Below are 23,401 nucleotides of genomic sequence, written 5' to 3' on the forward strand. Positions count from 1 at the left end.
TACTAAAATTTACGTTCATTATAAAAAAATGTCCGTGGGAAGGTTGCACCTTCCCGCGGACATTTTCAATTATTCACTGGTTTTGTCCCAGCCTCTTTTCGCTGTTTTATACTTCCACAGCTTCTTTCTTTTGATATCTCAGCACAGGTTTTCTAGCTGCCTGTGTTTCATCAAGTCTGCTGATCACTGTCGTATGCGGTGCTTCCTGAACGATTTCAGGATTTTCTTCCGCTTCTTTTGCGATCTGGATCATCGCTTCAATGAACGAATCCAGTGTTTCTTTAGACTCTGTTTCCGTCGGTTCAATCATCATACATTCCTCAACATTAATCGGGAAGTAGATGGTTGGCGGGTGGAAGCCGAAATCTAGCAGGCGTTTTGCTATATCAAGCGTCCGGACGCCGAGCTTTTTCTGACGTTTGCCGCTGATAACAAATTCGTGCTTACAGTGTCTGTCATATGGCAGATCAAAATACTCAGCGAGTCTTCTCATCATATAATTCGCATTTATCACGGCATTTTCACTGACCGCTTTCAGCCCGTCAGGACCCATTGTTCTGATATAGGTATAAGCACGAACATTAATTCCGAAGTTACCGTAATAAGGCTTTACTCTTCCGATAGATTCCGGACGGTTATAATCAAATGTAAATCCTTCTTCAGTTTTTACTAATACTGGCTTAGGCAAATAAGGAATCAGGTCTTTTTTAACACCAACCGGACCGGATCCCGGACCACCGCCGCCGTGTGGACCTGTAAACGTTTTATGCAGGTTCAGGTGAACAACGTCAAATCCCATATCGCCAGGCCGTGCCTTTGCAAGTACTGCATTCAGGTTTGCACCATCATAGTAAAGTTTACCGCCAGCATCATGAATAATTGCAGCCATTTCGAGAATATCTTCTTCAAACAGCCCAAGTGTATTCGGATTTGTCAGCATAAGAGCAGCTGTCTGACCGTCCACTACTCTTTTTAAATCCTCTAAATCAACCAGTCCGTTTTCATTGGATTTTACTGTAACAGTTTCAAATCCTGCAACCGTTGCTGATGCGGGATTTGTACCATGAGCAGAATCAGGCACAATAACCTTTGTGCGGTTAAAATCACCATTAGCCTCATGAAAAGCTCTGATCATCATCAGACCCGTCCACTCTCCGTGTGCACCTGCAGCCGGCTGGAGTGTGACTTCATCCATTCCTGTAATCTCCACAAGGTGCTCCTGCAGATCATACATCATCTCCAAAGCTCCCTGAACTGTGCTCTCATCCTGAAGCGGATGGATATGAGCAAATCCTGCATAGCGGGCAACCGCTTCATTTACTTTAGGATTATACTTCATCGTACAGCTGCCAAGCGGATAGAATCCTGAGTCCACCCCATGGTTTCTTTTTGATAGAGCAGTATAATGACGCATAATATCCAGTTCTGAAACTTCCGGCAGTTCCGGAGCCTCCTGGCGGACAAATCCTGACGGGAGCAGCTCTTCAGTATCCATTTCCGGTACATCAAGTTCCGGCAGGCTGTATCCGATCCTTCCTTCACGTGACAATTCAAAGATTAACGGCTGGTTTTCATTACGCATATTGCTTCAGCTCCTCTGCGAGTAAGTCAATTTCTTCTTTTGTACGCTGTTCAGTCACTGCAATCAGCATTTGATTACTGCGACTTTCAAAGTCTCTGCCAAGATCATAACCGCCAATGATTTGTTTTTTCATCAGCTCTTTATTAACTTCAGATACCGGTTTATTCAGCTCTATTACAAATTCATTAAATGTATAGCCGCCGTTTATCACTTTTACACCTGCAGCCTGAAGCTGCTTTTTCGCATAAGCTGCTTTCTGGAGATTCTGATGTGCAATATCCTGGATGCCCTGCTTACCGAGTGCTGTCATTGTCACTGATGACGCTAATGCATTAAGCGCCTGATTGGAACAAATATTTGAAGTCGCTTTATCACGTCTGATATGCTGTTCACGCGCCTGCAGTGTCAGTACATACCCGCGCTGACCTTCTTCATCATTTGTTTCGCCTACAAGACGGCCCGGTACTTTACGCATCAGCTTCTTTGTAACAGCAAAATATCCGCAGTGCGGTCCACCAAAGGACTGAGGAAGGCCGAATGGCTGCGCGTCACCGACAACGATATCAGCACCAAATGCTCCTGGAGGTGTCAGTGCACCAAGTGACAACGGGTTAGAAGAAACGACAAACATTGCTTTATTTGCATGAGTCAGTTTTTCAATTTCATCGAGTCTTTCAATTTGACCGAAGAAGTTAGGATATTGCACCATAACAGCTGCAATCTCATCAGACATTAATGATGCTAACTGTTCAAGATCTGTTCTGCCGTCCTTTTCAGGAATCGTCACAACTTCAATATGCTGACCAGCTGCATAAGTCTTCAAAACGGCTTTAGATTCAGGATGAACAGCGCCGGATACTAATACTTTTTTGCGTTTTGTCTGACCTGCTGACAGCATTGCAGCTTCTGCAAATGAAGTCCCTCCGTCATACATGGATGAGTTTGCTACATCCATGCCAGTCAGCTCAGCAATCATCGTTTGAAATTCAAAGATTGCCTGAAGTTCACCCTGTGAAATTTCAGGCTGATACGGCGTATATGCTGTATAAAATTCAGATCTTGAAATGACATGGTCCATGATGACTGGTGAATAATGATCATATACACCTGCGCCAAGAAATGAAGTGTTTTTCTGTGTATCAGCATTTTTGCCGGCAAGTTGTGCAAGTTCCTTCATCAACGCTGACTCCGTTTTGGCAGGCTTAATATTCAGTTCGCCTTTAAAACGGACTTTTTCCGGAATATCTTCAAACAGTTCCTCAACTGAAGAAACTCCGATTGTTTTTAGCATTTCTTTCTGGTCCTGTTCTGTCATTGGTAAGTAACGATGCATCATTTTTGCTGCTCCCTTCTTAATTACCTTTTATAAAATGGAGATTTCACGACTTCAGCTTTTAGTTTCTTTTTACGTACTTCAACAAATACTTCCTGACCGATCGAAGAATAATCTTTATCAATCAGGATATAACCTACATTCTTTCCAAGCGTCGGTGATTGGGTACCGGTAGTGACAAATCCAATTTCTTTTTCATCAGCAAAAACTTTATAGCCGTGACGCGGGATGCCTTTATCAATCATTTCAATTCCGACCAGTTTACGCGGTGCACCATGGTCTTTTTGTTCTTTTAATACTTCCTGGCCAATAAATGCCGCTTCTTTATCCGGCTTCACAGCAAAACCGATACCTGCTTCAATCGGTGTAATATCAGCTGTCAATTCCTGACCGTAAAGTGCCAGTTTCGCTTCAAACCTTAATGTATCACGCGCTCCAAGCCCACATGGAAGCAGCCCTTCCTCTTTACCTGCTTCATGTAATTGACCCCATAATTTTTTGGCATCTTCAGGACTGCAGTACAGCTCAAACCCATCTTCTCCTGTATATCCTGTTCTAGATACAAGTACAGATGAACCGCTGATGTTTACATCATCTTTAAACTTGAAAAAAGTAATCTGGCTTAAATCTTCTTCTGTGCATTTTTGAAGAATTTCTTCAGCACGCGGTCCCTGTATTGCAAGCTGCGCTACCTGGTCAGAAATATTTACAATTTCCACACCATCCATTTGGTGACTTAAAAGCCATTCAGTATCTTTGTCATTATTTGAAGCATTAATCACTAATAAATAATCATTTTCATCTTTTTTGTACACGAGCAGATCATCAACCGTACCGCCATTCTCATAACACATAGCTGTATATTGAGCCTGACCGGTTTTAATTTTACTAATATCATTTGTCATCATCTTCTGAAGGTAAGCAAGACTTGAAGGTCCTTTAACAGTCACTTCACCCATATGGGAAACATCAAATAATCCTGCATGATTTCTGACTGCGTGATGTTCTTCTTTGATACTTGAAAACTGCACTGGTAATGCCCAGCCGCCAAAATCAATTACTTTTCCGCCTAACGCTTTGTAGCTGTCATAAAGCGGTGTTTTTTTCAAAGTGTCATTCATCAGGCTTTCCTCCTCATAATCGTCCATTTACACACAAAAAAGGACAGGGATACCCCTTTTTAAAAACGGGTCCCTGTCCTTTTCACCTGAAAGTTTACCTTACGGCTTTCCCCTTTGGTGGTTTCGTCATTGAAACACTCTCCAGAGTTGCGTCCAGCAGAAGTCTTTTTGCCTGAGAGATTCACAAATATGTTTGCTCCTTCGGCGCTCTTATAAAAGAGTCTCTCCCTCTGCTATCATTCGCTTATATTTGTTTAATAAATGGACACAATAACAATATGTTTACTATTTTCTATAAAGCTTGATTCTAAAATCACCTTTATCGTACCATCATCTTTGTTTTTCAACAATCATTAATTGTAGTGAAGGAGAGAATTGATGTGAAATTTTCAGTTACACCCGGGGAAGAGAATTGGAAAGAGAGATTTTTACAAACTCTTCACTCTGACTATTCTTCCTGCTTTCATATGAATCAGTATGTACAGCAATTACAGTCATGCTTTACTGCTTCACATAGAGAGCTGCTATCACTTAAAGCTCTTCCTTCATTTAAACCGCTGGCCCACCAGATCAAAGCAGTTGAAAAAGCAGTATTTGATATGAACTGCTCTGCGATACTTGCTGATGAAGTAGGACTTGGAAAAACGGCTGAAGCTGCAATGATAATGAAAGAACTTCAACTCAGACATCTGGCCCGTTCAATCCTGATACTGGTTCCATCTTCACTCGCAGGTCAATGGCAGACTGAGTTATTTCAACTAGGAATACCTTGTATTATTCATAGAGGAAAAAAAGAATGGAGAAATCACCCTGTTATCATTGCATCTATTGACCTTTTAAAGAGAGAACCATTGAAATCCCAGTTCAACAGCCTTTCATTTGATCTGGTCATTATTGATGAAGCACACAGACTCTCAAACCCGAAAACGTTGAACTATCAATTTGTTTCTTCGTTGGATAAAACTTATATACTTCTGCTGACTGCTACACCTGTTCAAAACAAACCGGAAGAACTGTATACACTATCTACATTGATTAATCCTGCATTATTTAAAGATAAAAGAGAATTTAAAAAGATGGTCAATGAAAACAGCCGGGAATTTCATGGTCGCATTGATGCAATCATGATCAGAACGAGAAAAAAAGAAACTGATATTAAGTGGACTAAACGAAATATCAGCGTCAGATGGCTTGATCAATCCGGTTATGAAAAGCAGCTGTATATATCTGTTGAAAAAGCTTTCAGAGAACTAAAAAGATTAAACACCCACCGCTTTACTCACCTGACACTATTAAAACAGGGCTGCAGTTCAAGTATCGCACTCTTAAAAGCACTGCGAAGGGAACAGCACAATGATATCTGTCATATTTTAGGACCGATGCTTGAAGTGAATCCACAACAGCTGGAGACGTCAAAAGGAAAAGAGATTTTGAAAATTATCAGAGAACGGAAAGATAAGGTGCTTATTTTCACACAATATCGTGCAACTCAGCTGTATCTGCAGTGGTATCTGAAGCAGCATAATGTCTCATCCGTTATGTTCAGAGGAGGCTTTAAAAAAGGAAAGAAAAAGTGGATGACAGATCTATTCAGGGATCATGCGGATGTAATGATCGCTACAGAAGCAGGATCAGAAGGCTTAAACCTTCAATTCTGCCACTGTATCGTACACGCGGATTTACCATGGAATCCTATGAAACTAGAACAGAGAATCGGGAGGGTACACAGGTTAGGTCAGAAAGAGGATGTAGAAATTATTTATCTGTTGAACCGGACAACGATCGAAGAAAGAATCTGGCAGCTGCTTGAGAGTAAAGTTCATTTATTTAAAACAATTATTGGAGAACATGAACAGGTGTTATCAACTGTAAAAGCTGAAACTGAAAAATATCTGAAAGACGCATTATTAAACTCTAAATCCGAAGAAGAAATGAAGATAAAATTGAATTTGCTCGAAGATTATCTGGAAAATGAGGGTGTTAACCATGATGAAGGAAGCGTACAAGCTGGTCATTGAGTATTTGAAATATAATGGAGCCGTTGTGACTGAGTCTGCAGATAAAGCATTAGTCCAGCTGACTGAACAGCTGGACAGAAAATTTATGAACAGACCATTTTACTGGCATTACAGGGACTCCGTGAATCAGTCCGGCGAGCCGATGCACCTCATCATCCAGGAAACACCCGGACAACTGAAGGCGAATGATTTGCTGTCAATTCATTATGACCATCACATATTTCAAAGTATATTGGGATCGGCACAGCAGGAAAATCAATTCTACACTGCATATGAGCAGTCTGAAACATCATGTATGCTTTATCCCTGGATTACAATTCAATTAACAGCGTCATTCAATCCTCCAGGTTTAGCGGATATCAGAATGAACAGCAGAATTTCATTAATATCAGGAATAAAGTATATTTCAGGCAGCCATACATGTGACAATCTGTCACTCTCCGGAACCCGGCCAAATGGGAGCATTATTCAATCTAACCGGCTTCCGTTTGCAACAGCGATATCAATTCTTTATAGCGGGATCGAACATTATGTTTCAGATCAAATAAATGACGACGAGACAGTGCAAGTCTGCTTTAAGCATATATCTGCCGGACTGATTTATCTCAGGAGTTTTGAATAATCGATATGATCTCTTTTACAGTTGATTCCGGCGTACGGTTAGAAACCGAAACCACGTGATGTGCAACTTCTTTATATGCTGTATTTCTCTTGTTAAAGAGTGCTTCGAGTTCCTTATAAGGTTTTGCAGCAACAGGTCTTGTCTGATCTCCTTTAATCCTGGCGTAGAGCTCTTTAAATGGAGCATGCAGATAAATGACGATTCCATTCTGCCTCATCCATTGACCTGTTTCATCAAAATATAAAATACCGCCGCCTGTTGAAATGATTGTAGCCTCTGCTGCTTTAAGTGTGGACACTTCAATTTCTCTGAAAGAAGCTTCCCCATCTTCCTGGAAAATCGTACTGATTTTTTTACCGGCTTTTTCTTCTATCCGACTGTCAAGATCGCTGTAAGGTTCACCGGTTTTACTGCTTAACAGCCTTGAAACTGTAGATTTACCCGCTCCCATGAATCCGATTAAATAAACTTTCATTGCAGATCCCCTCTTTTATGAATCATTTATTCCCATTCTACTCCTCGTCACGTATGATCGCGAGTGAAAACAGATCACTTGCTGCTCTTGAGTAATAATCGCTCATCATCTCAGCATGCCTTACCTTCTCAATTGAAAGCGTTGTGATAACAACAGCTGCAGAGGTGAGTAGGATAAAAAATAATATAATAGGTAATAGAATTGAACCCTTTTCATTTTGGAGATAATGTATAAAAGATTGCCTCTTTTTGAACCCCATCTAAAAACTTCACCTCCATTGAGATCAGATTTTCTTCGGCGGTAAACCTGATCGTATCTATTCCGGTCAGAAAAATCTCATACCCCTGCCCATCTACAGTTCTTCTAAGGAGTGAACTCTGTCTGGAAAATTTAATTGATGCTTCTCCATTTTTTAGAGTAACCGTTTCTGATGAGTAGGATTCAATCTTGAGCCGCTCAACTTCCTTTTGAAATTGTATCGTAAATAGATCCCACTCTCTTGATAAGTCCTGTTGATTCATCAATTGTCCAAAACTGAAAATCAGCATCGCAAATAAAGGAGCAATAATTGTTAGCACACTGATACTTACGATCACTTCAAGCATTGTAAATCCTCTTTGATTATGGTTCAACACAGACCCGGTCACTCTCTGCGTTAGACACACATAATCGATTCTCTGATAATTCAACTGAATATCTTCCCCCATCCTTTTGAATATCATGCTCAATTGTTTCTTTAGCATAGAACACCTTTACCTGATCATACGCAATACCATACATTCTGTAACGTTCTTCGGCTTCCTCTGCTTTTATCATAATTGTGACGGCTAAAGGCAGAATAAACAGACAGAAAATGATACAGACATATAACCCAATGATTGATTCTATCAGCGTGAATCCATTATGGTTTTTCAACATAAAATCTGCCCCTTGCCAGATAAAAATGAATATTTAATGGTTCATGATCGACTATAAATTTTACAACTCCGAACGTATTCGTATTCCCGGAGGGGTTATATCTGAATAATGTCAGTGAACTGGTACCCAGAAGTTCCACGTTTTCAGGGAGTTTTACTTCAGACAAGACCTTTTCATTAGGGACGTAACCTGAGACCATTGAGTAAGATTGATTTCCGGTATCAAAATAAACAGTTACCTGCTTATTACCTGATACTGCGGTTAACTGGGCATTGTGAAGATCCTGAATTAGCCGGGATTCGAAAGAGATTGAGGCTTCTTTTGAACGGGGAAAAAACGAAGCGGAAATGGCAATTAGAATACCAAGCACCAACAGTACCATGATCACTTCAATCATCGTAAATCCACTGTTATGTTTAAGGCTCTTCAATAATCGTCACATGCCCATCGGCGCCGATCGTCAGTTCTCTTCCATCTGGACAAGTCGTTTCATGCTGATTCAAATAACCACCCGTCTGCAATTCACTGATATCAGCCGGCAGCTTTTTCTCAGACATTCTGAATGACTCAACCTGGGCTTGGACCATCTGCTCAAATGCCTCACAGCCCTTACTGTTAATCTCTTTACTTTGTGAAGAAATATTCGGCAGACTGACAATCAGCAGTACTGATATAACCAATAATACGATGACCATTTCAATCAGTGTAAAAGCCTGATTGTTCTTAAGCGTCTTAAATAGTTTTTCTCTCATTTTAATTCCTCCATCATTTATATATTTTGCAGCAAATTAAAAACAGGTAATAGAATGATCAGATAAGCTCCGACTACTGCGAAACCAATAAAAGTAAAAATGACCGGCTGCAGAAAATTAAAATACCTGCCTGATTTCTCTTCTAAAGCTGTAAGACAATATTTACTGTAAAAACCCCACTCTTTTTCTAGGTTTCCATTCATTTCACCATGCTGAGTGATCCGCAGCATGTCTTCGGTAAAATAAGGTAATGAAAGCAGCGTATGATAAATACTTTGGCCTCTTTCAAGTTCGTCATTTAGAAACCGGCCAATTTCTTTAAAGAGTGGTCTATATGGCTGTTCAATAAAGGTCTGAAGCATTTGCTGAAAGGAACAACCGCTTTTCAGCAGCATAGAGGCTTCTCTTGAGAAAAGGTAACTGTGGTAGTGTCTGAAGTAAAAACCCGCACCAGGAAGGGCGGACAACACTTTCCACCTCTCTAGCGGCTGCTTTTTTATGAGGATAAAACCAGTGATGATGGTGATACTGAAAGTCACAGCGATGAGGATTAAACTTAAAACAGGTATGATCCTGAATGCAGATTGTGCAATTATGATCATCTCAGACTGCTCATTGCCGACCGCTTCATATAAACGCGTCATTCTTGGCAGCAGGTATAAGTTTAAGATCGCAGATACGAAAAGAAATAGAAGGATTAAAAAAAGTGGGTATTGAAGGATCGTCAATAATTTTTTCTTCTGGTTTTCCCGATGCTTCATCAAAGATGCTGTTTCAGAGAGGGCTTGTCCAATCTCGCCTGACTGCTCTGCAAAAAACAAATGCATACAGACGTATGAAGGATAACCGAGGCGTTTTAATGTTTCACTTAAAGTGGAGCCATTTATCAGGAGTTTGATGAGTTCTTCCCTTCCTGATAGTGATGGAAATTGAAGAAACAAGAAACTGAAGGATTGATCAAGCGGATAACCATTTTCACGCAATTCACTTAAGCGGTGAAGGAAAACGGGCTGATCTTTTTTGGGGATATAAAGTTGCCGGTGTGATCCACCTGTTATACTCCTGAGCAGATACATAACCAAGGGCCGCTCCTTTCCTGAATAGCTGTTCAAGCGTCTGGTACGGTTGCACAGGCAATTCATTCAGATAATCACATATCGCCTCAGAAGTCATAATTTCATAGATTGAGGTACGCGACTGCGCCTCACCGTTTATCTGTACTTTCACCAGCCTTTGACCGGTAGCACCAATTAACGATTGTTTTAAGTCTTCTTTTCGAATGCCCAGGTCTATCATCCTTCTGATCGCTCCTTTTGTATCTTTAGCGTGAAGCGTCGATAGGACAAGATGGCCGCTTAATGCAGCTTTTACTGCAATATCTGCTGTCTCTTCATCACGTATTTCCCCTATAATAATCATATCCGGGTCATGTCTGAGAACAGCTTTTAATCCTTGCGCATAGGTCACCCCGGCTTTTTCATTAATCTGAACCTGCAGCACGTGATCTTCATTTCTTTCGACAGGATCTTCAAGCGTGATAATGTTTCTATGAAGTTCAGTAGAGCAGTAATGAATGAGAGAATAGAGAGTGGTTGATTTGCCGCTTCCGGTTGGTCCTGAGAACAGAATCAGTCCCTGTGGCTGACGGACTAGTGATGATAATGTTTTTGCGGAGTTAGAAAATAGTGAGAGTTTTTCAATAGGTACTGCAAATGATTGTGGTAACAGTCTGATGACAAGACTTTCTTTACCTTCTGAAGAAGGAAGTGTGGATATTCTAAGGGAAATCTTCTCACCATCAATGATGGTCATTGTTGCGCCGCTTTGAGGTTTTCTTTTTTCACCGATATCAAGAGATGCCCTGTACTTAAAGTGCGATATCAGTCGTTCACCCTGATTTAAAGATATGGTTCTGAGTATAGACAGATCTCCGAGTGCTCTGATATGAACCACCATGTGCTGTGATTCAGGCAAAAAATGAATATCAGATCCTCTGCTTTCAAATGCTTCTTTTAGTAGATTTTGTGCTAATAATTCTGTGCCATATGGCATTTTTTCACATCCTTTCATAAAGTTATTTACACTATACAACATTTTTCCATCTATGTCTTTAAATATTTTCAATAATTTGAATCAATAAAAATGTCGGTTCAGCAATCATTACAACCTGTGTAATGATTGCTGAACCGACATGAGTATGATCGTTATTGCTCAGCCAGACATTTTGTACATCTGTTTTTTATTTGAAAGACTTCTAAGCCCTTCAGGATTGTATCCTACGATCAGTGACTTACCATCAGTCAGAATCGGGCGCTTTAACAGCTTTGGATCTTCAATAATCATCTTAACTACTTCAGATAGGGGCAGATCTTCAACGTCCTGATCCAGTGCTTTGAATGATTGGCTTCTTGTAGCAAGAAGTTCATCTAAACCTTCAGTTGTTAAAGACAGCAGATTCATTAACTCATCATAATCAGGTGTATCTCTGAAGATATGACGCTCATTCACATTTACTTCATTTTCTTTCAACCATTTTTTTGTCTTTCTGCAAGACGTACAACTTGGATAAGTGAAAAATGTGATCTGGTTCATGTTATTACCTCCACTTGTTTATATTTTGTATAACCTTTGGAATAGTTTCATTTAAGTTATATTCATTGTATACCACGTGTATAACAATTGTACACCTATAAAACTTATAAATATAAAATTATTTTTAATTGTTCACAATTTTGTTTCATAGTAGAGTAGTATCAGGGTATTTAACTATTGTAGAAAAATACATGAACTGTTTGATCACTCTATTTCACCTGGAAAACATGATCTGTTTACTACTTGTATAATCGTTATGACAAAAATCACTCAATCGTCACATTTAATCATATGGGATATTTACTTTATAATATGGTATCCTATATAATAGGTTCGATGGATTGTTTGCGTAAAGGAGGGATTCGGATGGATAAAATGTATCGCGTTATGGGGTTTTGGACTGGAATTTTTTCTGTATTATTTTACTTGGGACATATGCCAAAAACTTCATTGCTTTTCCTGGCCCAGACAGGCTTTTTCATCCTTTTAGGGTACATGAAATTATCTGAGCGCATGTATGTGTATGTATTCTTTGTATACTTAACTATTTTCTTTGCTGGATTTACTTACTGGACAACATTTATGATGCCGCTTAAAGGTCCGCTTTAAATCTCTTCTTTTCATCTGAAGAAATGACGAGCAGATACTGACAAAAGAGACGCTTTTCCTCCTGGGGAAAGCGTCTCTTTTGTTATTGTAAAAATGGATTCTGACGATTCTCATCAGCAAGTGTTGTAACTGGTCCGTGTCCCGGAAGCACATATGTATCAGCATCAAGCGTAAGTAACTTTTTAATGCTTTTCATAAGGATACCCATATCTCCACCAGGAAGATCTGTTCTCCCTATACTCCCCTGAAACAGTACATCACCGGATATCAGGAGTGATGATTCCCTGAAGTAAAAACTGATACTTCCAGGTGAGTGTCCAGGCGTGTGCATCAGCTCAAAACGAAAATTTCCGATCTGCGAAGTTTCTTCTCTCTCCCACAGATTTTCAGCAGGAGAAGCAGTGATCGGTGTAATTCCCTGAAACAGACCGGAGCCGTTTTTGTCGGGATCCTGCAGCCAGCTTTTTTCCTGTATATGCATATACACATCGATTTTATAATGAGATCTTATTGCTTCTAAGGCCCCAATGTGGTCAAAGTGAGCATGTGTCAGTAAAATCGCAATCGGTTTCAGTTCTTTTTTAGAAATAAACTTCTTTATTTTCTCCGGCTCTTCTCCGGGATCGATGACCAGACATTCCTGTCGATCATTATATAAAATATAAGCATTTGTTTGCATAGGACCAAGCGGCAGTTGAACCCATTCCATTATTATCACCTCAGACAAAGTTTAGCATGATTTAATATAAAAGACGAATACTCACGAAAGTGTCACGAATTACACTCGACATTATTAACATTTAACTATAAAATATATTAAGAGTACGCTTATATATGCACTAATCTCGTTTTATTTATGAACCGACGTATGGAAAGGGGTGCTTTTGATGAATGGATTAACAATTATCCTTGCACTGGTAACGATCCTGTCAGTAATCGGTACAATTACATCCTTCAAGGAAAAGAACATTATGGGTATTTTCTTTGCACTTGCTTCATTAGGTGTATTTGGCTGGTTTACTGTTATGACAATTGTATTTGACGGGTATCCTCACTAAAAAAAAGCTGACCGCGGTCAGCTTTTTTTATTTGATAAATGCTTTTCAACAGACTTAAGCTTATTCTGCATAGAATGGTCGCTCCTGTCTTTTCTTTCATCAATTCTAATATTTGTAGCCACTCGTTGTATCTCCTCTGAAAAGACCGATTCATGCAGTTCCTGTATCACGTTAAACAGCTCAGAAAGTTCTCCTTCGATTAAAGTACTCATCGGTGTTAACTGATAGGTAATGTTACCTTCTGCTGCCCGTTTTTCGAGTACCTCCTGTATCCCTGCGACATATTTACTTACGCTGGGTGTTTCTGTACCTATCGGAATAATTGTAATATCTGCAATTGCCATGTCTATCCCTCCATTTGGTCTCATGATAAGATAAAAAGCTCCCTCAGGAGCTTTTTATCTTATTCAATATTTAAGCTTGGATCTTCTAAGAGGCGACCAGTTTCTGAGTCATAGAATCTGAGAAGGTCCCCATATATAATTTCATCATTGAATGCAAGTTCTTCTGTTGCTTTATCAATCATAGGCTGACAGCTTTCAGTTTCGACAGGTTCACCTGTCTCTTTATCCCAACAGGTTTCTCCAGCATACACAAGATCTTCAGTAATGACACGGCCATCGCGTAAAATTGCAGTGTTATCATTTTCATCTGAGAAAATGTCCTGACCGAACTGAATACTGTTACTGCCTTCAATTCCCATGATGCTTTGAATTGTCGGTTTCAGGTCAATTTGACCAGCAATCTTACTGTTTGTATCGCCAATATCTTCACCGGGAATATGAATAAACATAGGAACGCGCTGCAATTGCGCCGAATCAAACGCAGTAATCTCTTCCTGTTCCAGATATTGAGCCATTGCAGCATTATGATTTTCAGAAATTCCGTAATGGTCTCCATACATCACAATGACAGAATTTTCATAGATCCCTGCTTCTTTCAGGTAATTGAAAAACTGTTCAATTGCTTCATCCTGATATCTGACTGTCTGGAAATAACGGTTAAGCGTTCCTGAATTTGAATCAAATTCACTAATAAATTTATCTTCTTCATCAAGATAGAATGGGTGGTGGTTTGTCAGTGTAATCATTTTAGAATAAAACGGCTGTTCCATTTCTTTCATATGTTCAACTGACTGTTCAAAAAACGGAATATCTTTCATACCCCAGTTGACTGCCTCACCTTCACCAACTGTATAGTCAGTGAGTGAGTAATATCGGTCATACCCGAAGTTCTGATAGACGATATCACGGTTCCAGAAACTTTTATTATTCGCATGCATCGCATTTGTATAATAGCCGGCTTCATTAAGGCTGTCAGTCAGTGTATTGAACTCATTCCCGCTGTGTGTAAAGAACACAGCACCACGGCCTAATGGATATAGAGAATTATCAAGCAGAAACTCTGAATCTGATGTTTTACCCTGTTCAGTCTGATGATAGAAATTATCCATATACACTGTGTTTTCATCTTCTGTTAATGAATTTAAAAACGGTGTGATCACTTCGCCATTCATTTCGTTATTAATTACAAAATTCTGCATGGATTCAAGCTTAACAACGATCAGGTTTCTACCTTCACCAATGCCATGCATGTCATTGTTCACATCGGCCTTATTCGCCTGTACGTAATTACTTACATCAACAAGTGCGTCACTGTCAGCGAGTGCACGCTGAGCTGACTGTTTTGATTGCAGGTAGACATCATAGAGATGGTAATTATTGATTCCAATATTTTTTACCAGCATCTCACGGTCAAATGTTCTCGTTAAAAGCTGTGGACGTTCTGTCTCAGCTAACCCGAGGTTTAAGAAAAAAGTTGCAATTGCAACAAGAAAGAACGCTCTTCTGCTTACTTTGGTAGGTGCTTTAAACGACATATATGACGGCTTATATTTTGCCAGTAAAATAAGAACCAGCACATCAATAAAATATAAAGCATCTGTCATATAAATATTTTCCATTGCGCTTCCGCCAAGATCACCGAAGTTGTTCGTCTGGAATAACACCGGAAGAGTGATGAAATCATTAAAGAAACGATAGAAAACCATGTTTGCAAACAAAATGGCTGTCAGTATGAAACTTGTAATAATCACATAGTTGTTCCGCGTCTTTTCCTTTTTAAAAAGTAATCCAACACCAAATATTAATAACAGGAAGCTGAGCGGATTAATAAATAGTATCAGATCCTGCATAAAGTTTTCGGTGTCTACATTAAAGCTCGCATGATATGCAATAAACGTTTTGATCCAAAGGAACGCAATGGCAATAATGACAAGCGACAGCTTAGGCATTGACCATTTTTTGTTCATAAAATTTCCTCCTACACTTTCATTTACAATTTGTGGATATTACCTTATCTTTAAATAATGATACTCCTGAATGTAAATAAAATCAAACGTGTCATTTACACTTTTAAAATCTTATTTACAATTCCACCTTTATAGACGTTTTAAACACTGAAAAGTTCCCGAATTCATTGTTCAAGTTGAAAATCAGCCTATAGTCACATGTGGTGAAAGCTGGATTAAACCTTAATTTTAACGGATTTTCGGGAAATGTAAAGTAATAACCTTGAAATTGTAAAAGCCCGACAATTCGCACAAAAAATAAAAAGATCTCCTGTCAAACAGGAGATTCGGAAGATTTAATGTTTATATTTTATCAGCCAGGCAGCACCTATTACACCTGCATCATTTCCAAGTGTCGCTACCTTGATCTCAGTAGATTCAGCAACTGTAGGAAATGCAAATTCTCTAAATCTTTCATTGATCCCATCAAGCAATATATCACCGGCTCTGGAAACGCCACCGCCTATTACGATTCTTTCAGGGTTCAGTGCACTTCCCAGGTTAGCAAGTGCCAGTCCAAGATAAAACGTCAGTCTGTTAACAGCAGAGGCAGCTGCTGTATCACCGTTTTTCGCTTCATCAAATACATCTTTCGCTGTGATCGCATTATGTTCATCCATTATTTTATGAAGAGCAGTGTGGCCTTCTGCACGTTCCATCTCTTCTTTTGCAAGCCGGACCACCCCAGTTGCAGATGCTACCGTTTCAAGACAGCCTTTTTTACCGCAGTTACACTGATATCCGCCTTCAGGTACTGCTGTTATATGACCAATCTCACCAGCTGCACCTTTAATCCCGTGAGCGATGTCACCGTTAACAATAACGCCTCCGCCAACTCCGGTTCCAAGTGTTACACATACGACGTCTCTTGCTCCACCACCGGCACCTTTCCACATTTCACCTAATGCTGCAGCATTTGCGTCATTCTCTATTACAACAGGTAAGCCGGTCTGAGATGACAGTTCGTCTCTTAATGCAACAGGCTTATCCCAGCCTATATTTACACCGGTATATAAGATACCAGTCTGCATATTTACCGGGCCAGGTGCACCAACACCAATGCCGATTACATGTTCTTTAGTCAATTCCATCTGGGTCATCTTCAGTTTAACAGCTGCGGCAATGTCAGGAATAATACTCACACCATGATTAGAAGTATTCGTCGGGATTTCCCACTTCTGAACAATTTGGCCTTCATCTGTAATTACCGCAAGTTTAGTTGTCGTTCCACCAATATCTACTCCGAAAATATATTCAGCCCTCATCAATTCATCCACCTTTACTTTCTTTTCTGATTTCACCTTTTAAGACCAGCAGTGCCTGTAGATATTCTTCTCTGCCGATCATGCCGGCGTCATAAAGATCTTTTATTTCTATTTCCATTAATTCAAGTGTTGCCAGTCTGCCGGGCCCGTAAATATATTGGCCATAGCGCTTTAATAGCAGCTGTACATCATGCATGCTGTTTAGGGCCATATTCCGCCACTCCCTGATCTGTTCTGCTTAATCTATTGCTCAGTCATAATTTTCTTAACCGGAATATCATATTCCTCAGCAAACCACTCAGCAATCAACTGAAAGCTGTAAGCCATCGAGATGGTGTCTCCACTGTAGTCTGAAAGAAAACGATCATAATATCCACCACCGAAGCCAATCCGGTACCCGTCATTTGAATAAGCAAGCCCTGGTACAATAATCAGATCTATTTCATGTTTTTGTGCAACCTGTAAATGAGGCTCAGGTTCCAGAAGTCCATAAAATGAAGGAACTGCATCATTTATTGATTGTATGTAATGAAAAACTAATTTTTTATTTTCAGGCTCACATCTCGGAACACATACTTTTTTTCCGTCATCAAGTGCCTGATTGATCAAATGATGGGTATCAATTTCATCGCCTCTGGATATTGTGAGTGCAACCACTTCAGATTGCCGCCATTCAGCTGATGAAGTGAGCTTTTTGTGTATGCGATCAGTATAATCTATTTTCTTATTTTCAGGAAGATTCTTGAGCTGCTCAAGCATGAATTGCCGAACCTCTTTTTTTCTCAATTGACATGCTCCCTCCTTATGATAAAAAAACCGAAAATGCACTATACATTTTCGGTTTTTTTTCATTATTTTGTCTCGCGGTGAAGCGTCACTTTCTTCAGGCGCGGACTGTATTTTTTAAGTTCAATACGATCTGGATTGTTACGCTTGTTCTTAGTAGTGATGTAGTTACGATCACCAGTTTCAGTGCAAGCAAGAGTAATGTTTACACGCATCTTTATCCCTCCAAACATTCAAATGCTGTTTGTTACATACTTCGATTCATACGACTTATTTATAATATCATTAACATTGAAAAAAATCTACTATCTTTTTTAACTGTTTGTGATTCTTCTTATATTGAACATGATACAATAATTCATAGTAAACAGGAGGTGTAGACATGGATTGGATTATGCTCTCCATAGGTGGGGCAGGACTTATATTATTTATAATATCCTTCTTTTTAAAGGACCGGTCAAGTGATACTGCTGATGAGCTTCAGGAACTTTCAATGAGCCTGTATCAGGAACTGTCACAGCTTAAAAAGAGAACAAAATTACTTGAAGAGGAACTGATGATTGATTCATCTTCTTCAAATAAACCGGTCAAACCAAAACAGATTAATGAAATACTCGTCAACCAGGTCCTTTCTCTTCACAAGCAGGGAATGAGTCCTGAACAAATATCAAATCTATCTTCATTACATATAAGTGATGTATTACATTTAATTAAAAGCAGATCGTGAGGAATTGATATGTTAGACCGAAGATCCATCCGGGCAACCGGTCTTGGAATGATGGCAAGTGCACTCGTTTTGTATAGTGCAGTATATTTTTTCAATAGCGCCCCCGACTCTGAAGCTGCTGATACAAACGAAAATGAAGTCATCCTTTCTTCCGAGGAATATAACACTCTGCAACAGGAGCTGGTTGAATGGGAAGAACGTGTTCATTCACTTGAGCGGGAAGCAGCAGAACTTTCCGAACCTGAAGAAGAAGGTGAAGGTGAGCAGATCACCCGCATGATTTTAACGATCGAATCCGGTATGACGTCTCCTGAGATCAGTGAGCAATTATTTTCCTACGGTTTAATTGATAATGAAGACTCATTTAATGAATATCTTGCCGATCAGTCACTTACAGATAACATTCAAATTGGGCAATACGACCTTAATTCAACGATGACTGTTGAGCAAATCGCAAAATTAATCACAAATTAAAAAGAGGCTGGGACATTATAAAAATTGTCTCAGCCTCTAATCGTTTCACTGCGCTTCAGGCGGAAGCTTTCCGGACGGTGGATCGTTTTGTGGTCCGATATGGCCTCCTCGCCTTCGGCTGTGGGGTCTCAGCTGTCCCGCTAATCGTCCCGGAGTCACCGCCTTACGCTCCGTTGCACTAAGATTTATTTCAATAAAAAAGTAATTCAAACAACAAATTTCTTCGTTTTGTCTCACGCTCTTTTTATTTGTTCAGATCGTACCTTTTACCTTTCACCAGGTAGAAGATATTTTCAGATATATTGGTTACATGATCTGCTGCACGTTCTAAATAACGGCAGACAAATGAAAGCTGTGTGATTTGACCGATTTTTTCCGGTTGAGCTGCACTTGTAGAAAGCAGATTCTTGATCGTTTCACCGTAGAGCTCATCCACTCCATCATCGAGTTCGGCAATTCTTTTCGCTTTTACCACATCTTCATCATTATATGCCTCTAAAACGAGCTCAATCATTTCTTCTGTAATGTCATACATTTTATGAACATTGTCAATTGAACTGACAAAGCTGTCATTACCGATTCTGATTGTAGACTTTGCAATGTTAACAGCAAAATCCGCAATTCTCTCAAGGTCTGCAGCGATTTTGATTGCTACAATAATTCTTCTCAGATCAGTTGCGACCGGCTGCTGCTTAGCGATTAATAATATCGCGAGGTCGTTGATCTCCTCTTCGATCCTATTCGCTTTGATATCCTCATCCATGATCAGCAATGACTTTTCAATATCCCGGTTATCAAGTGCTGTTAATGAATCTCTAAGTGCAGATTGTGCAAACTGTCCAAGTTCCACAATTTTATTATTTAACGTTGCTAATTCCGTATCGTACCGCTCTCTGACTGACAATGTCTTCACTCCTTATCCGAATCTTCCAGAGATATAATCCTCTGTTCTTTCATCTGACGGGTTGGAAAAGATTTTATCTGTTTCATCAAACTCAACTACTTCCCCGTTAAGGAAAAAAGCAGTCTTATCTGAAATACGTGCTGCCTGCTGCATGTTGTGTGTCACAATAATAATGCTGTAGTCTTTTTTCAGATCCTGTACAAGCTCTTCTACTTTTAATGTAGAAATCGGATCAAGTGCAGAAGTAGGTTCGTCCATTAAAATAACATCCGGTTCAATTGCCAGACAGCGTGCGATACAAATACGCTGCTGCTGACCACCTGAAAGGCCATAAGCATTTTCACCAAGACGATCTTTTACTTCGTCCCAGATCGCCGCTCCGCGAAGACTTTTTTCTACGATCTGATCAAGAATTTTCTTGTTTTTAATGCCATGAATACGTGGTCCATATGCAATATTGTCGTAGATTGACTTCGGGAATGGATTTGGCTTTTGGAAAACCATTCCGACTTTTGTACGGAGTTCTTCCACCTGGTATTCTTTATCAAAGATATTTTTATCGCGGTAATTTATGACTCCGGATGTTTTAACTGACGGAATCGTTTCGATCATTCTGTTAAGGGTTTTAATATATGTTGATTTACCGCACCCTGAAGGTCCAATAATCGCCGTTACTTCATTTTCTTTGATATCCAGGTCGATATTTTTTAGCGCATGATTTGATCCATACCATAGATTAAGCTGTTCAGTTTTATATACTGATGATTTATTCTTTTTTACTGTTTCTTTTTCAGCTGTTTTTACTTCCGGCTTTACAATCGTTGTCATGTTGAAAAGCTCCCTTCATCCTTAAAATTAATAACGCTTCTGGTATTTATTTCTGATAAATACAGCGATTGAATTCATAATAATCAGCAGCCCCATCAGTACGATGATCCCCGCGGCTGCTACATCATGGAACTCAACCTGAGGGCGCTTCGTCCAGTCAAATATCTGCATAGGAAGCGCTGTGAATGTGCTCATGATTCCATCTGGTGTGAACATTAAGATTGTTGGAATACCAATGACGACAAGTGGTGCTGTTTCTCCGATCGCACGGGATAATGCCAGGATGCTTCCTGTCAGGATTCCCGGTATTGACGCAGGAAGAACAACTCTTAAAATGGTTTGCCACCTTGTCGCACCCATTGCAAATGATGCCTCTCTCAATTCATTCGGCACTGCACGGATCGCTTCCTGAGAAGCAACAATAATAATTGGTAAGATCAGCAGACTCATTGTCAGTCCGGCTGCCAGAATTGAAATGCCCAAATCAAAAAAGCGGACAAATATCGTAAGACCCAATAGACCAAATACGACTGAAGGAACACCTGCAAGATTTGAGATGTTAACTTTAATGAAATTTGTAAATTTGTTTCTCTTTGCATATTCCTCAAGATAAATCGCTGTCCCTACACCAAGAAACATTGATACCGGTGCGACAACAAGCATTAAATAGACGGAGCCAAGAATCGCTGCCTTTATCCCTGAATTCTCAGGAATACGGGATGCAAAACTTGTAAAAAACTCAAAACTTAAATAGTCACTTCCTTGAGTCACAATGCGATACAATAAAATCGCAAGAACGACTAAACCAAACCCTGTAGCCGCAGCAAATACACCTTTTAGCAAAGTATTTTTTGTTAATCTGGTTTTTGTCTTTGCTGCCACTTCTTCATGATTCACGAACTTCATATTAATATTCCTCCCTGAATCGCTTAGAGATGAACTGTGCCAGCATATTCATTGCCAGCGTAAACAGGAATAATGTAAAACCAACCGCATAGATACTGTAATAAATTGTTGTACCGTATCCTGCATCACCTGTTGTAACCTGTACAATATAAGCTGTCATTGTCTGAATAGAGCCTGTTACATCCCAATTAAAGCCAGGAGTTGAACCGGCTGCTACTGCTACGATCATCGTCTCCCCAATTGCACGTGATATGGCAAGTACAGTCGATGCAACGATACCTGATAGTGCAGCCGGCAGAACAATTTTTACAGCTACTTCAAGTTTAGTCGCACCAAGTGCATAAGCACCGTCACGCATCGCATTTGGTACAGAAGACATTGCATCTTCTGACAGTGAAGCAATCATTGGGATAATCATGATTCCCACAACAATCCCCGGACTGAGCGCGTTAAAAATCGCAATGTCAGGGTAAATCGAGCGGAGAATCGGTGTAACAAATGTTAACGCGAAAAATCCGTAAACAATCGTTGGCACACCGGCAAGAACTTCAAGAATTGGTTTGATAAAACGTCTTACTCTGTCACTCGCATACTCACTCAAAAAAATGGCAGTGGCGATTCCAATTGGTACTGCCACTAATATAGCAATTCCAGTAATTTTCAAAGTCCCTACAACCAGTGGAAGAATTCCGTAGGTAGGTGTTGAATTCGCAAATGGATACCACTCAGTTCCTGTCAAAAAGCCGAAAATATTTACTTCAGTAAAAAATGTAACTGTCTCGAAAATTAAAGTGAACACAATTCCAATTGTAGTAAGCACTGAAACCGATGCAATTAAAAACAAAATTTTTGGTATCAGCTTTTCAGTAAACGCCAGAAGACCCCTGTTACTTTTCTGGGCGATCAATTCCTGAACCGAAATCTGCTGTGGCTCATTCATTGCCATGATGAAAACCTCCTCATTTATCCAAAGAACATAATGATTCGGGAAGCGCGTCAAACACGCTTCCCGCTGTGTTTATTTATTCACCTGCAAGTTCTTCAATTGTTGCCATATCTTCGTCATAAACTTCCTGTGGCGCACTTACATATCCAACAGCTTCAGCAAGTTCACCTGCGTTTTCAATCGCAAACATGATGAAATCCGCTACTGCCGGATCTTCAGCTACTGTATCATTTCTTACATAAGTGAATAGTGGACGTGATAATGGTGCATATTCACCAGACTCAATTGTTTCATTATTCGGCTCAACCGGACCATCTCCGTTATCAATCGGAACAACTTTGATTGTATCCTGGTTCTCAAGGTAGTAAGCGTAACCGAAGTATCCGATTGCGTTAGGAGATCCCATTACACCTTGTACTAGAACGTTATCATCCTCTGATAGTGTTGCTGAACGAACGATATCTTCTTCTTCAAGAATGACTTCATTAAAGTAATCGTATGTTCCTGAGTCCGTTCCAGGCGAATAAAATTCGATCGGCTCTTCAGGCCATCCTTCGCGAATGTCAGCCCATGTCTTTTCTTCTCCAGATTCAACCCACATTTCTTTCAGCTCTTCAACTGTCAGGTAGTCAACCCAATCATTTTCCTGGTTAACTACTACTGATAAACCATCATAACCAAGTTCAACTTCTGTATATTCAACACCCTGCTCTTCAAGGCCGGCTGCTTCTTCTTCTTTAATTGGACGGGATGCATTTGAGAATGAAGTTTCTCCTGCAATAAACTTTTCAAAACCGCCGCCTGTACCGGATACGCCAGATGATACCTGAACGCCCGGCTGTGCAGCTGCATATTCTTCAACAATGGCTTCCATAATAGGCGCAACAGTCGATGAACCGTCACCCTGAACCTGTCCGCTCAGTTCTTCTCCAGAACCTTCAGATCCATTATCTGAACCATTAGCTTCATCTTCTCCGCTGCAAGCAGCTAAAAATACTGCTGACCCTAAGATGGTTGACATTGCTAAATATTTTGCGCTTTTCATTCTGTAATTCCCCCTGTGGTTTGTGTGATTTGTCCTACAGCTAATACAATACACCCCTTCTATTAATCTCATATAAATGAAATGTAAAGG

General features: G+C 39.9%; 29 protein-coding genes and 2 riboswitches. Of the genes, 6 read left to right on the plus strand and 23 right to left on the minus strand.

Annotation, left to right across the window (positions count from 1 at the left end; genetic code table 11):
* Window positions 1-106: 106 nt before the first annotated feature.
* Genes gcvPB through gcvT form a run of 3 tightly spaced genes read right to left on the minus strand, consistent with a single transcriptional unit; the run spans window position 107 to window position 4,036 of the window.
* Entirely contained in the window at window positions 107-1,582 is a 1,476-nt protein-coding gene (gene gcvPB, locus KP77_RS11330; RefSeq protein ID WP_041122858.1) for an aminomethyl-transferring glycine dehydrogenase subunit GcvPB, read from the minus strand.
* The gene (gene gcvPA, locus KP77_RS11335; protein ID WP_041122859.1) at window positions 1,575-2,918 is read right to left on the minus strand and encodes an aminomethyl-transferring glycine dehydrogenase subunit GcvPA; all 1,344 of its coding nucleotides are present in this window, start codon (window positions 2,916-2,918) and stop codon (window positions 1,575-1,577) included. The genes gcvPB and gcvPA overlap by 8 nt, the downstream gene beginning before the upstream one ends.
* 20 nt (window positions 2,919-2,938) lie before the next feature.
* Complete coding sequence (gene gcvT / locus KP77_RS11340) at window positions 2,939-4,036, minus strand: glycine cleavage system aminomethyltransferase GcvT (protein WP_041122860.1); 1,098 nt, start codon at window positions 4,034-4,036, stop codon at window positions 2,939-2,941.
* A 71-nt stretch (window positions 4,037-4,107) separates the two neighbouring features.
* A riboswitch (glycine riboswitch) is annotated at window positions 4,108-4,183 on the minus strand.
* A gap of 3 nt (window positions 4,184-4,186) precedes the next feature.
* A riboswitch (glycine riboswitch) is annotated at window positions 4,187-4,276 on the minus strand.
* Between the two features lie 140 nt (window positions 4,277-4,416).
* Between gcvT and KP77_RS11345 the strand changes: the two genes are divergently transcribed.
* Entirely contained in the window at window positions 4,417-6,054 is a 1,638-nt protein-coding gene (locus KP77_RS11345; protein WP_052474119.1) for a DEAD/DEAH box helicase, read from the plus strand.
* Window positions 6,023-6,676: a YqhG family protein gene (locus tag KP77_RS11350; protein ID WP_041122861.1), complete on the plus strand. Its 654-nt coding sequence runs from the start codon at window positions 6,023-6,025 to the stop codon at window positions 6,674-6,676. Before KP77_RS11345 ends, KP77_RS11350 begins: the two co-directional genes overlap by 32 nt.
* On the opposite strand, the gene KP77_RS11355 is transcribed toward KP77_RS11350, so the two are convergent.
* From KP77_RS11355 to KP77_RS11390, 8 genes are all read right to left on the minus strand, one after another.
* Window positions 6,660-7,151 (minus strand): shikimate kinase, encoded by a 492-nt coding sequence (locus KP77_RS11355; protein WP_041122862.1) that lies wholly within the window; start codon window positions 7,149-7,151, stop codon window positions 6,660-6,662. The two genes, KP77_RS11350 and KP77_RS11355, sit on opposite strands and share 17 nt — an antisense overlap.
* A 212-nt stretch (window positions 7,152-7,363) precedes the next feature.
* Window positions 7,364-7,873: a competence type IV pilus minor pilin ComGF gene (comGF, locus tag KP77_RS11360; protein ID WP_327063118.1), complete on the minus strand. Its 510-nt coding sequence runs from the start codon at window positions 7,871-7,873 to the stop codon at window positions 7,364-7,366.
* Complete coding sequence (locus KP77_RS18150) at window positions 7,773-8,069, minus strand: type II secretion system protein (RefSeq protein ID WP_041122864.1); 297 nt, start codon at window positions 8,067-8,069, stop codon at window positions 7,773-7,775. The genes comGF and KP77_RS18150 overlap by 101 nt, the downstream gene beginning before the upstream one ends.
* Window positions 8,053-8,499, minus strand: a complete 447-nt coding sequence (locus KP77_RS11370) for a prepilin-type N-terminal cleavage/methylation domain-containing protein (RefSeq protein ID WP_407637926.1) — start codon at window positions 8,497-8,499, stop codon at window positions 8,053-8,055. The genes KP77_RS18150 and KP77_RS11370 overlap by 17 nt, the downstream gene beginning before the upstream one ends.
* Window positions 8,486-8,821: a competence type IV pilus major pilin ComGC gene (gene comGC, locus KP77_RS11375; RefSeq protein WP_041122866.1), complete on the minus strand. Its 336-nt coding sequence runs from the start codon at window positions 8,819-8,821 to the stop codon at window positions 8,486-8,488. Before comGC ends, KP77_RS11370 begins: the two co-directional genes overlap by 14 nt.
* Window positions 8,822-8,838: 17 nt before the next feature.
* Entirely contained in the window at window positions 8,839-9,897 is a 1,059-nt protein-coding gene (gene comGB / locus KP77_RS11380; protein ID WP_235420712.1) for a competence type IV pilus assembly protein ComGB, read from the minus strand.
* Window positions 9,806-10,873, minus strand: a complete 1,068-nt coding sequence (gene comGA, locus KP77_RS11385) for a competence type IV pilus ATPase ComGA (RefSeq protein WP_052474122.1) — start codon at window positions 10,871-10,873, stop codon at window positions 9,806-9,808. The genes comGB and comGA overlap by 92 nt, the downstream gene beginning before the upstream one ends.
* Before the next feature lie 159 nt (window positions 10,874-11,032).
* A complete protein-coding gene (locus tag KP77_RS11390) occupies window positions 11,033-11,413 on the minus strand; it encodes a Spx/MgsR family RNA polymerase-binding regulatory protein (protein WP_041122868.1) in 381 nt (126 codons plus the stop codon).
* A 366-nt stretch (window positions 11,414-11,779) separates the two neighbouring features.
* On the opposite strand from KP77_RS11390, the gene KP77_RS11395 reads away from it, so the two are divergent.
* Entirely contained in the window at window positions 11,780-12,022 is a 243-nt protein-coding gene (locus tag KP77_RS11395) for a DUF2626 domain-containing protein (RefSeq protein WP_041122869.1), read from the plus strand.
* Window positions 12,023-12,104: 82 nt separating this feature from the next.
* Here the strand turns inward: KP77_RS11395 and KP77_RS11400 are convergent, their stop codons facing one another.
* Window positions 12,105-12,731: an MBL fold metallo-hydrolase gene (locus KP77_RS11400; protein WP_041122870.1), complete on the minus strand. Its 627-nt coding sequence runs from the start codon at window positions 12,729-12,731 to the stop codon at window positions 12,105-12,107.
* A 178-nt stretch (window positions 12,732-12,909) separates the two neighbouring features.
* Between KP77_RS11400 and KP77_RS17855 the strand changes: the two genes are divergently transcribed.
* Window positions 12,910-13,080 carry a DUF2759 domain-containing protein gene (locus KP77_RS17855; protein ID WP_041122871.1) on the plus strand — a complete coding sequence of 57 codons (171 nt, stop codon included), beginning with the start codon at window positions 12,910-12,912 and terminating at the stop codon, window positions 13,078-13,080.
* Between the two features lie 17 nt (window positions 13,081-13,097).
* Here KP77_RS17855 and KP77_RS11410 read toward each other — a convergent pair whose 3' ends face one another.
* The 6 genes from KP77_RS11410 to rpmG form a co-directional block, all read right to left on the minus strand.
* Window positions 13,098-13,424 carry an MTH1187 family thiamine-binding protein gene (locus KP77_RS11410; RefSeq protein ID WP_041122872.1) on the minus strand — a complete coding sequence of 109 codons (327 nt, stop codon included), beginning with the start codon at window positions 13,422-13,424 and terminating at the stop codon, window positions 13,098-13,100.
* Between the two features lie 59 nt (window positions 13,425-13,483).
* Window positions 13,484-15,391, minus strand: a complete 1,908-nt coding sequence (locus tag KP77_RS11415; RefSeq protein WP_041122873.1) for an LTA synthase family protein — start codon at window positions 15,389-15,391, stop codon at window positions 13,484-13,486.
* 335 nt (window positions 15,392-15,726) lie between these two features.
* Window positions 15,727-16,695: an ROK family glucokinase gene (locus KP77_RS11420; RefSeq protein ID WP_041122874.1), complete on the minus strand. Its 969-nt coding sequence runs from the start codon at window positions 16,693-16,695 to the stop codon at window positions 15,727-15,729.
* A gap of 4 nt (window positions 16,696-16,699) precedes the next feature.
* Window positions 16,700-16,906: a YqgQ family protein gene (locus tag KP77_RS11425; RefSeq protein ID WP_041122875.1), complete on the minus strand. Its 207-nt coding sequence runs from the start codon at window positions 16,904-16,906 to the stop codon at window positions 16,700-16,702.
* A 32-nt stretch (window positions 16,907-16,938) separates the two neighbouring features.
* Entirely contained in the window at window positions 16,939-17,481 is a 543-nt protein-coding gene (locus KP77_RS11430; protein WP_160289519.1) for a 5-formyltetrahydrofolate cyclo-ligase, read from the minus strand.
* 65 nt (window positions 17,482-17,546) lie between these two features.
* The gene (gene rpmG / locus KP77_RS11435; RefSeq protein WP_039809691.1) at window positions 17,547-17,696 is read right to left on the minus strand and encodes a 50S ribosomal protein L33; all 150 of its coding nucleotides are present in this window, start codon (window positions 17,694-17,696) and stop codon (window positions 17,547-17,549) included.
* A gap of 167 nt (window positions 17,697-17,863) precedes the next feature.
* Here rpmG and KP77_RS11440 point away from each other — a divergent pair, with 167 nt between their 5' ends.
* On the plus strand, window positions 17,864-18,208 hold the full coding sequence (locus tag KP77_RS11440) for a hypothetical protein (RefSeq protein WP_041122876.1): 345 nt from the start codon (window positions 17,864-17,866) through the stop codon (window positions 18,206-18,208).
* Window positions 18,209-18,217: 9 nt separating this feature from the next.
* Window positions 18,218-18,682, plus strand: coding sequence for an endolytic transglycosylase MltG (locus KP77_RS11445; RefSeq protein WP_041122877.1), 465 nt, complete (start codon window positions 18,218-18,220; stop codon window positions 18,680-18,682).
* Between the two features lie 244 nt (window positions 18,683-18,926).
* Here the strand turns inward: KP77_RS11445 and phoU are convergent, their stop codons facing one another.
* The 5 genes from phoU to KP77_RS11470 all read right to left on the minus strand — a co-directional run bounded on the left by phoU (window position 18,927) and on the right by KP77_RS11470 (window position 23,311).
* Entirely contained in the window at window positions 18,927-19,586 is a 660-nt protein-coding gene (gene phoU / locus KP77_RS11450; RefSeq protein ID WP_041122878.1) for a phosphate signaling complex protein PhoU, read from the minus strand.
* Between the two features lie 12 nt (window positions 19,587-19,598).
* Window positions 19,599-20,414, minus strand: a complete 816-nt coding sequence (gene pstB / locus KP77_RS11455; protein WP_041122879.1) for a phosphate ABC transporter ATP-binding protein PstB — start codon at window positions 20,412-20,414, stop codon at window positions 19,599-19,601.
* Between the two features lie 27 nt (window positions 20,415-20,441).
* The gene (gene pstA / locus KP77_RS11460) at window positions 20,442-21,320 is read right to left on the minus strand and encodes a phosphate ABC transporter permease PstA (protein WP_041122880.1); all 879 of its coding nucleotides are present in this window, start codon (window positions 21,318-21,320) and stop codon (window positions 20,442-20,444) included.
* A gap of 1 nt (window position 21,321) precedes the next feature.
* On the minus strand, window positions 21,322-22,266 hold the full coding sequence (pstC, locus tag KP77_RS11465) for a phosphate ABC transporter permease subunit PstC (protein ID WP_041122881.1): 945 nt from the start codon (window positions 22,264-22,266) through the stop codon (window positions 21,322-21,324).
* Between the two features lie 76 nt (window positions 22,267-22,342).
* Entirely contained in the window at window positions 22,343-23,311 is a 969-nt protein-coding gene (locus KP77_RS11470) for a PstS family phosphate ABC transporter substrate-binding protein (protein WP_041122882.1), read from the minus strand.
* Between the last annotated feature and the right edge of the window lie 90 nt (window positions 23,312-23,401).

Origin of the sequence: Jeotgalibacillus alimentarius (assembly GCF_000829445.1) — a bacterium.
Taxonomy (GTDB): domain Bacteria; phylum Bacillota; class Bacilli; order Bacillales; family Jeotgalibacillaceae; genus Jeotgalibacillus; species Jeotgalibacillus alimentarius.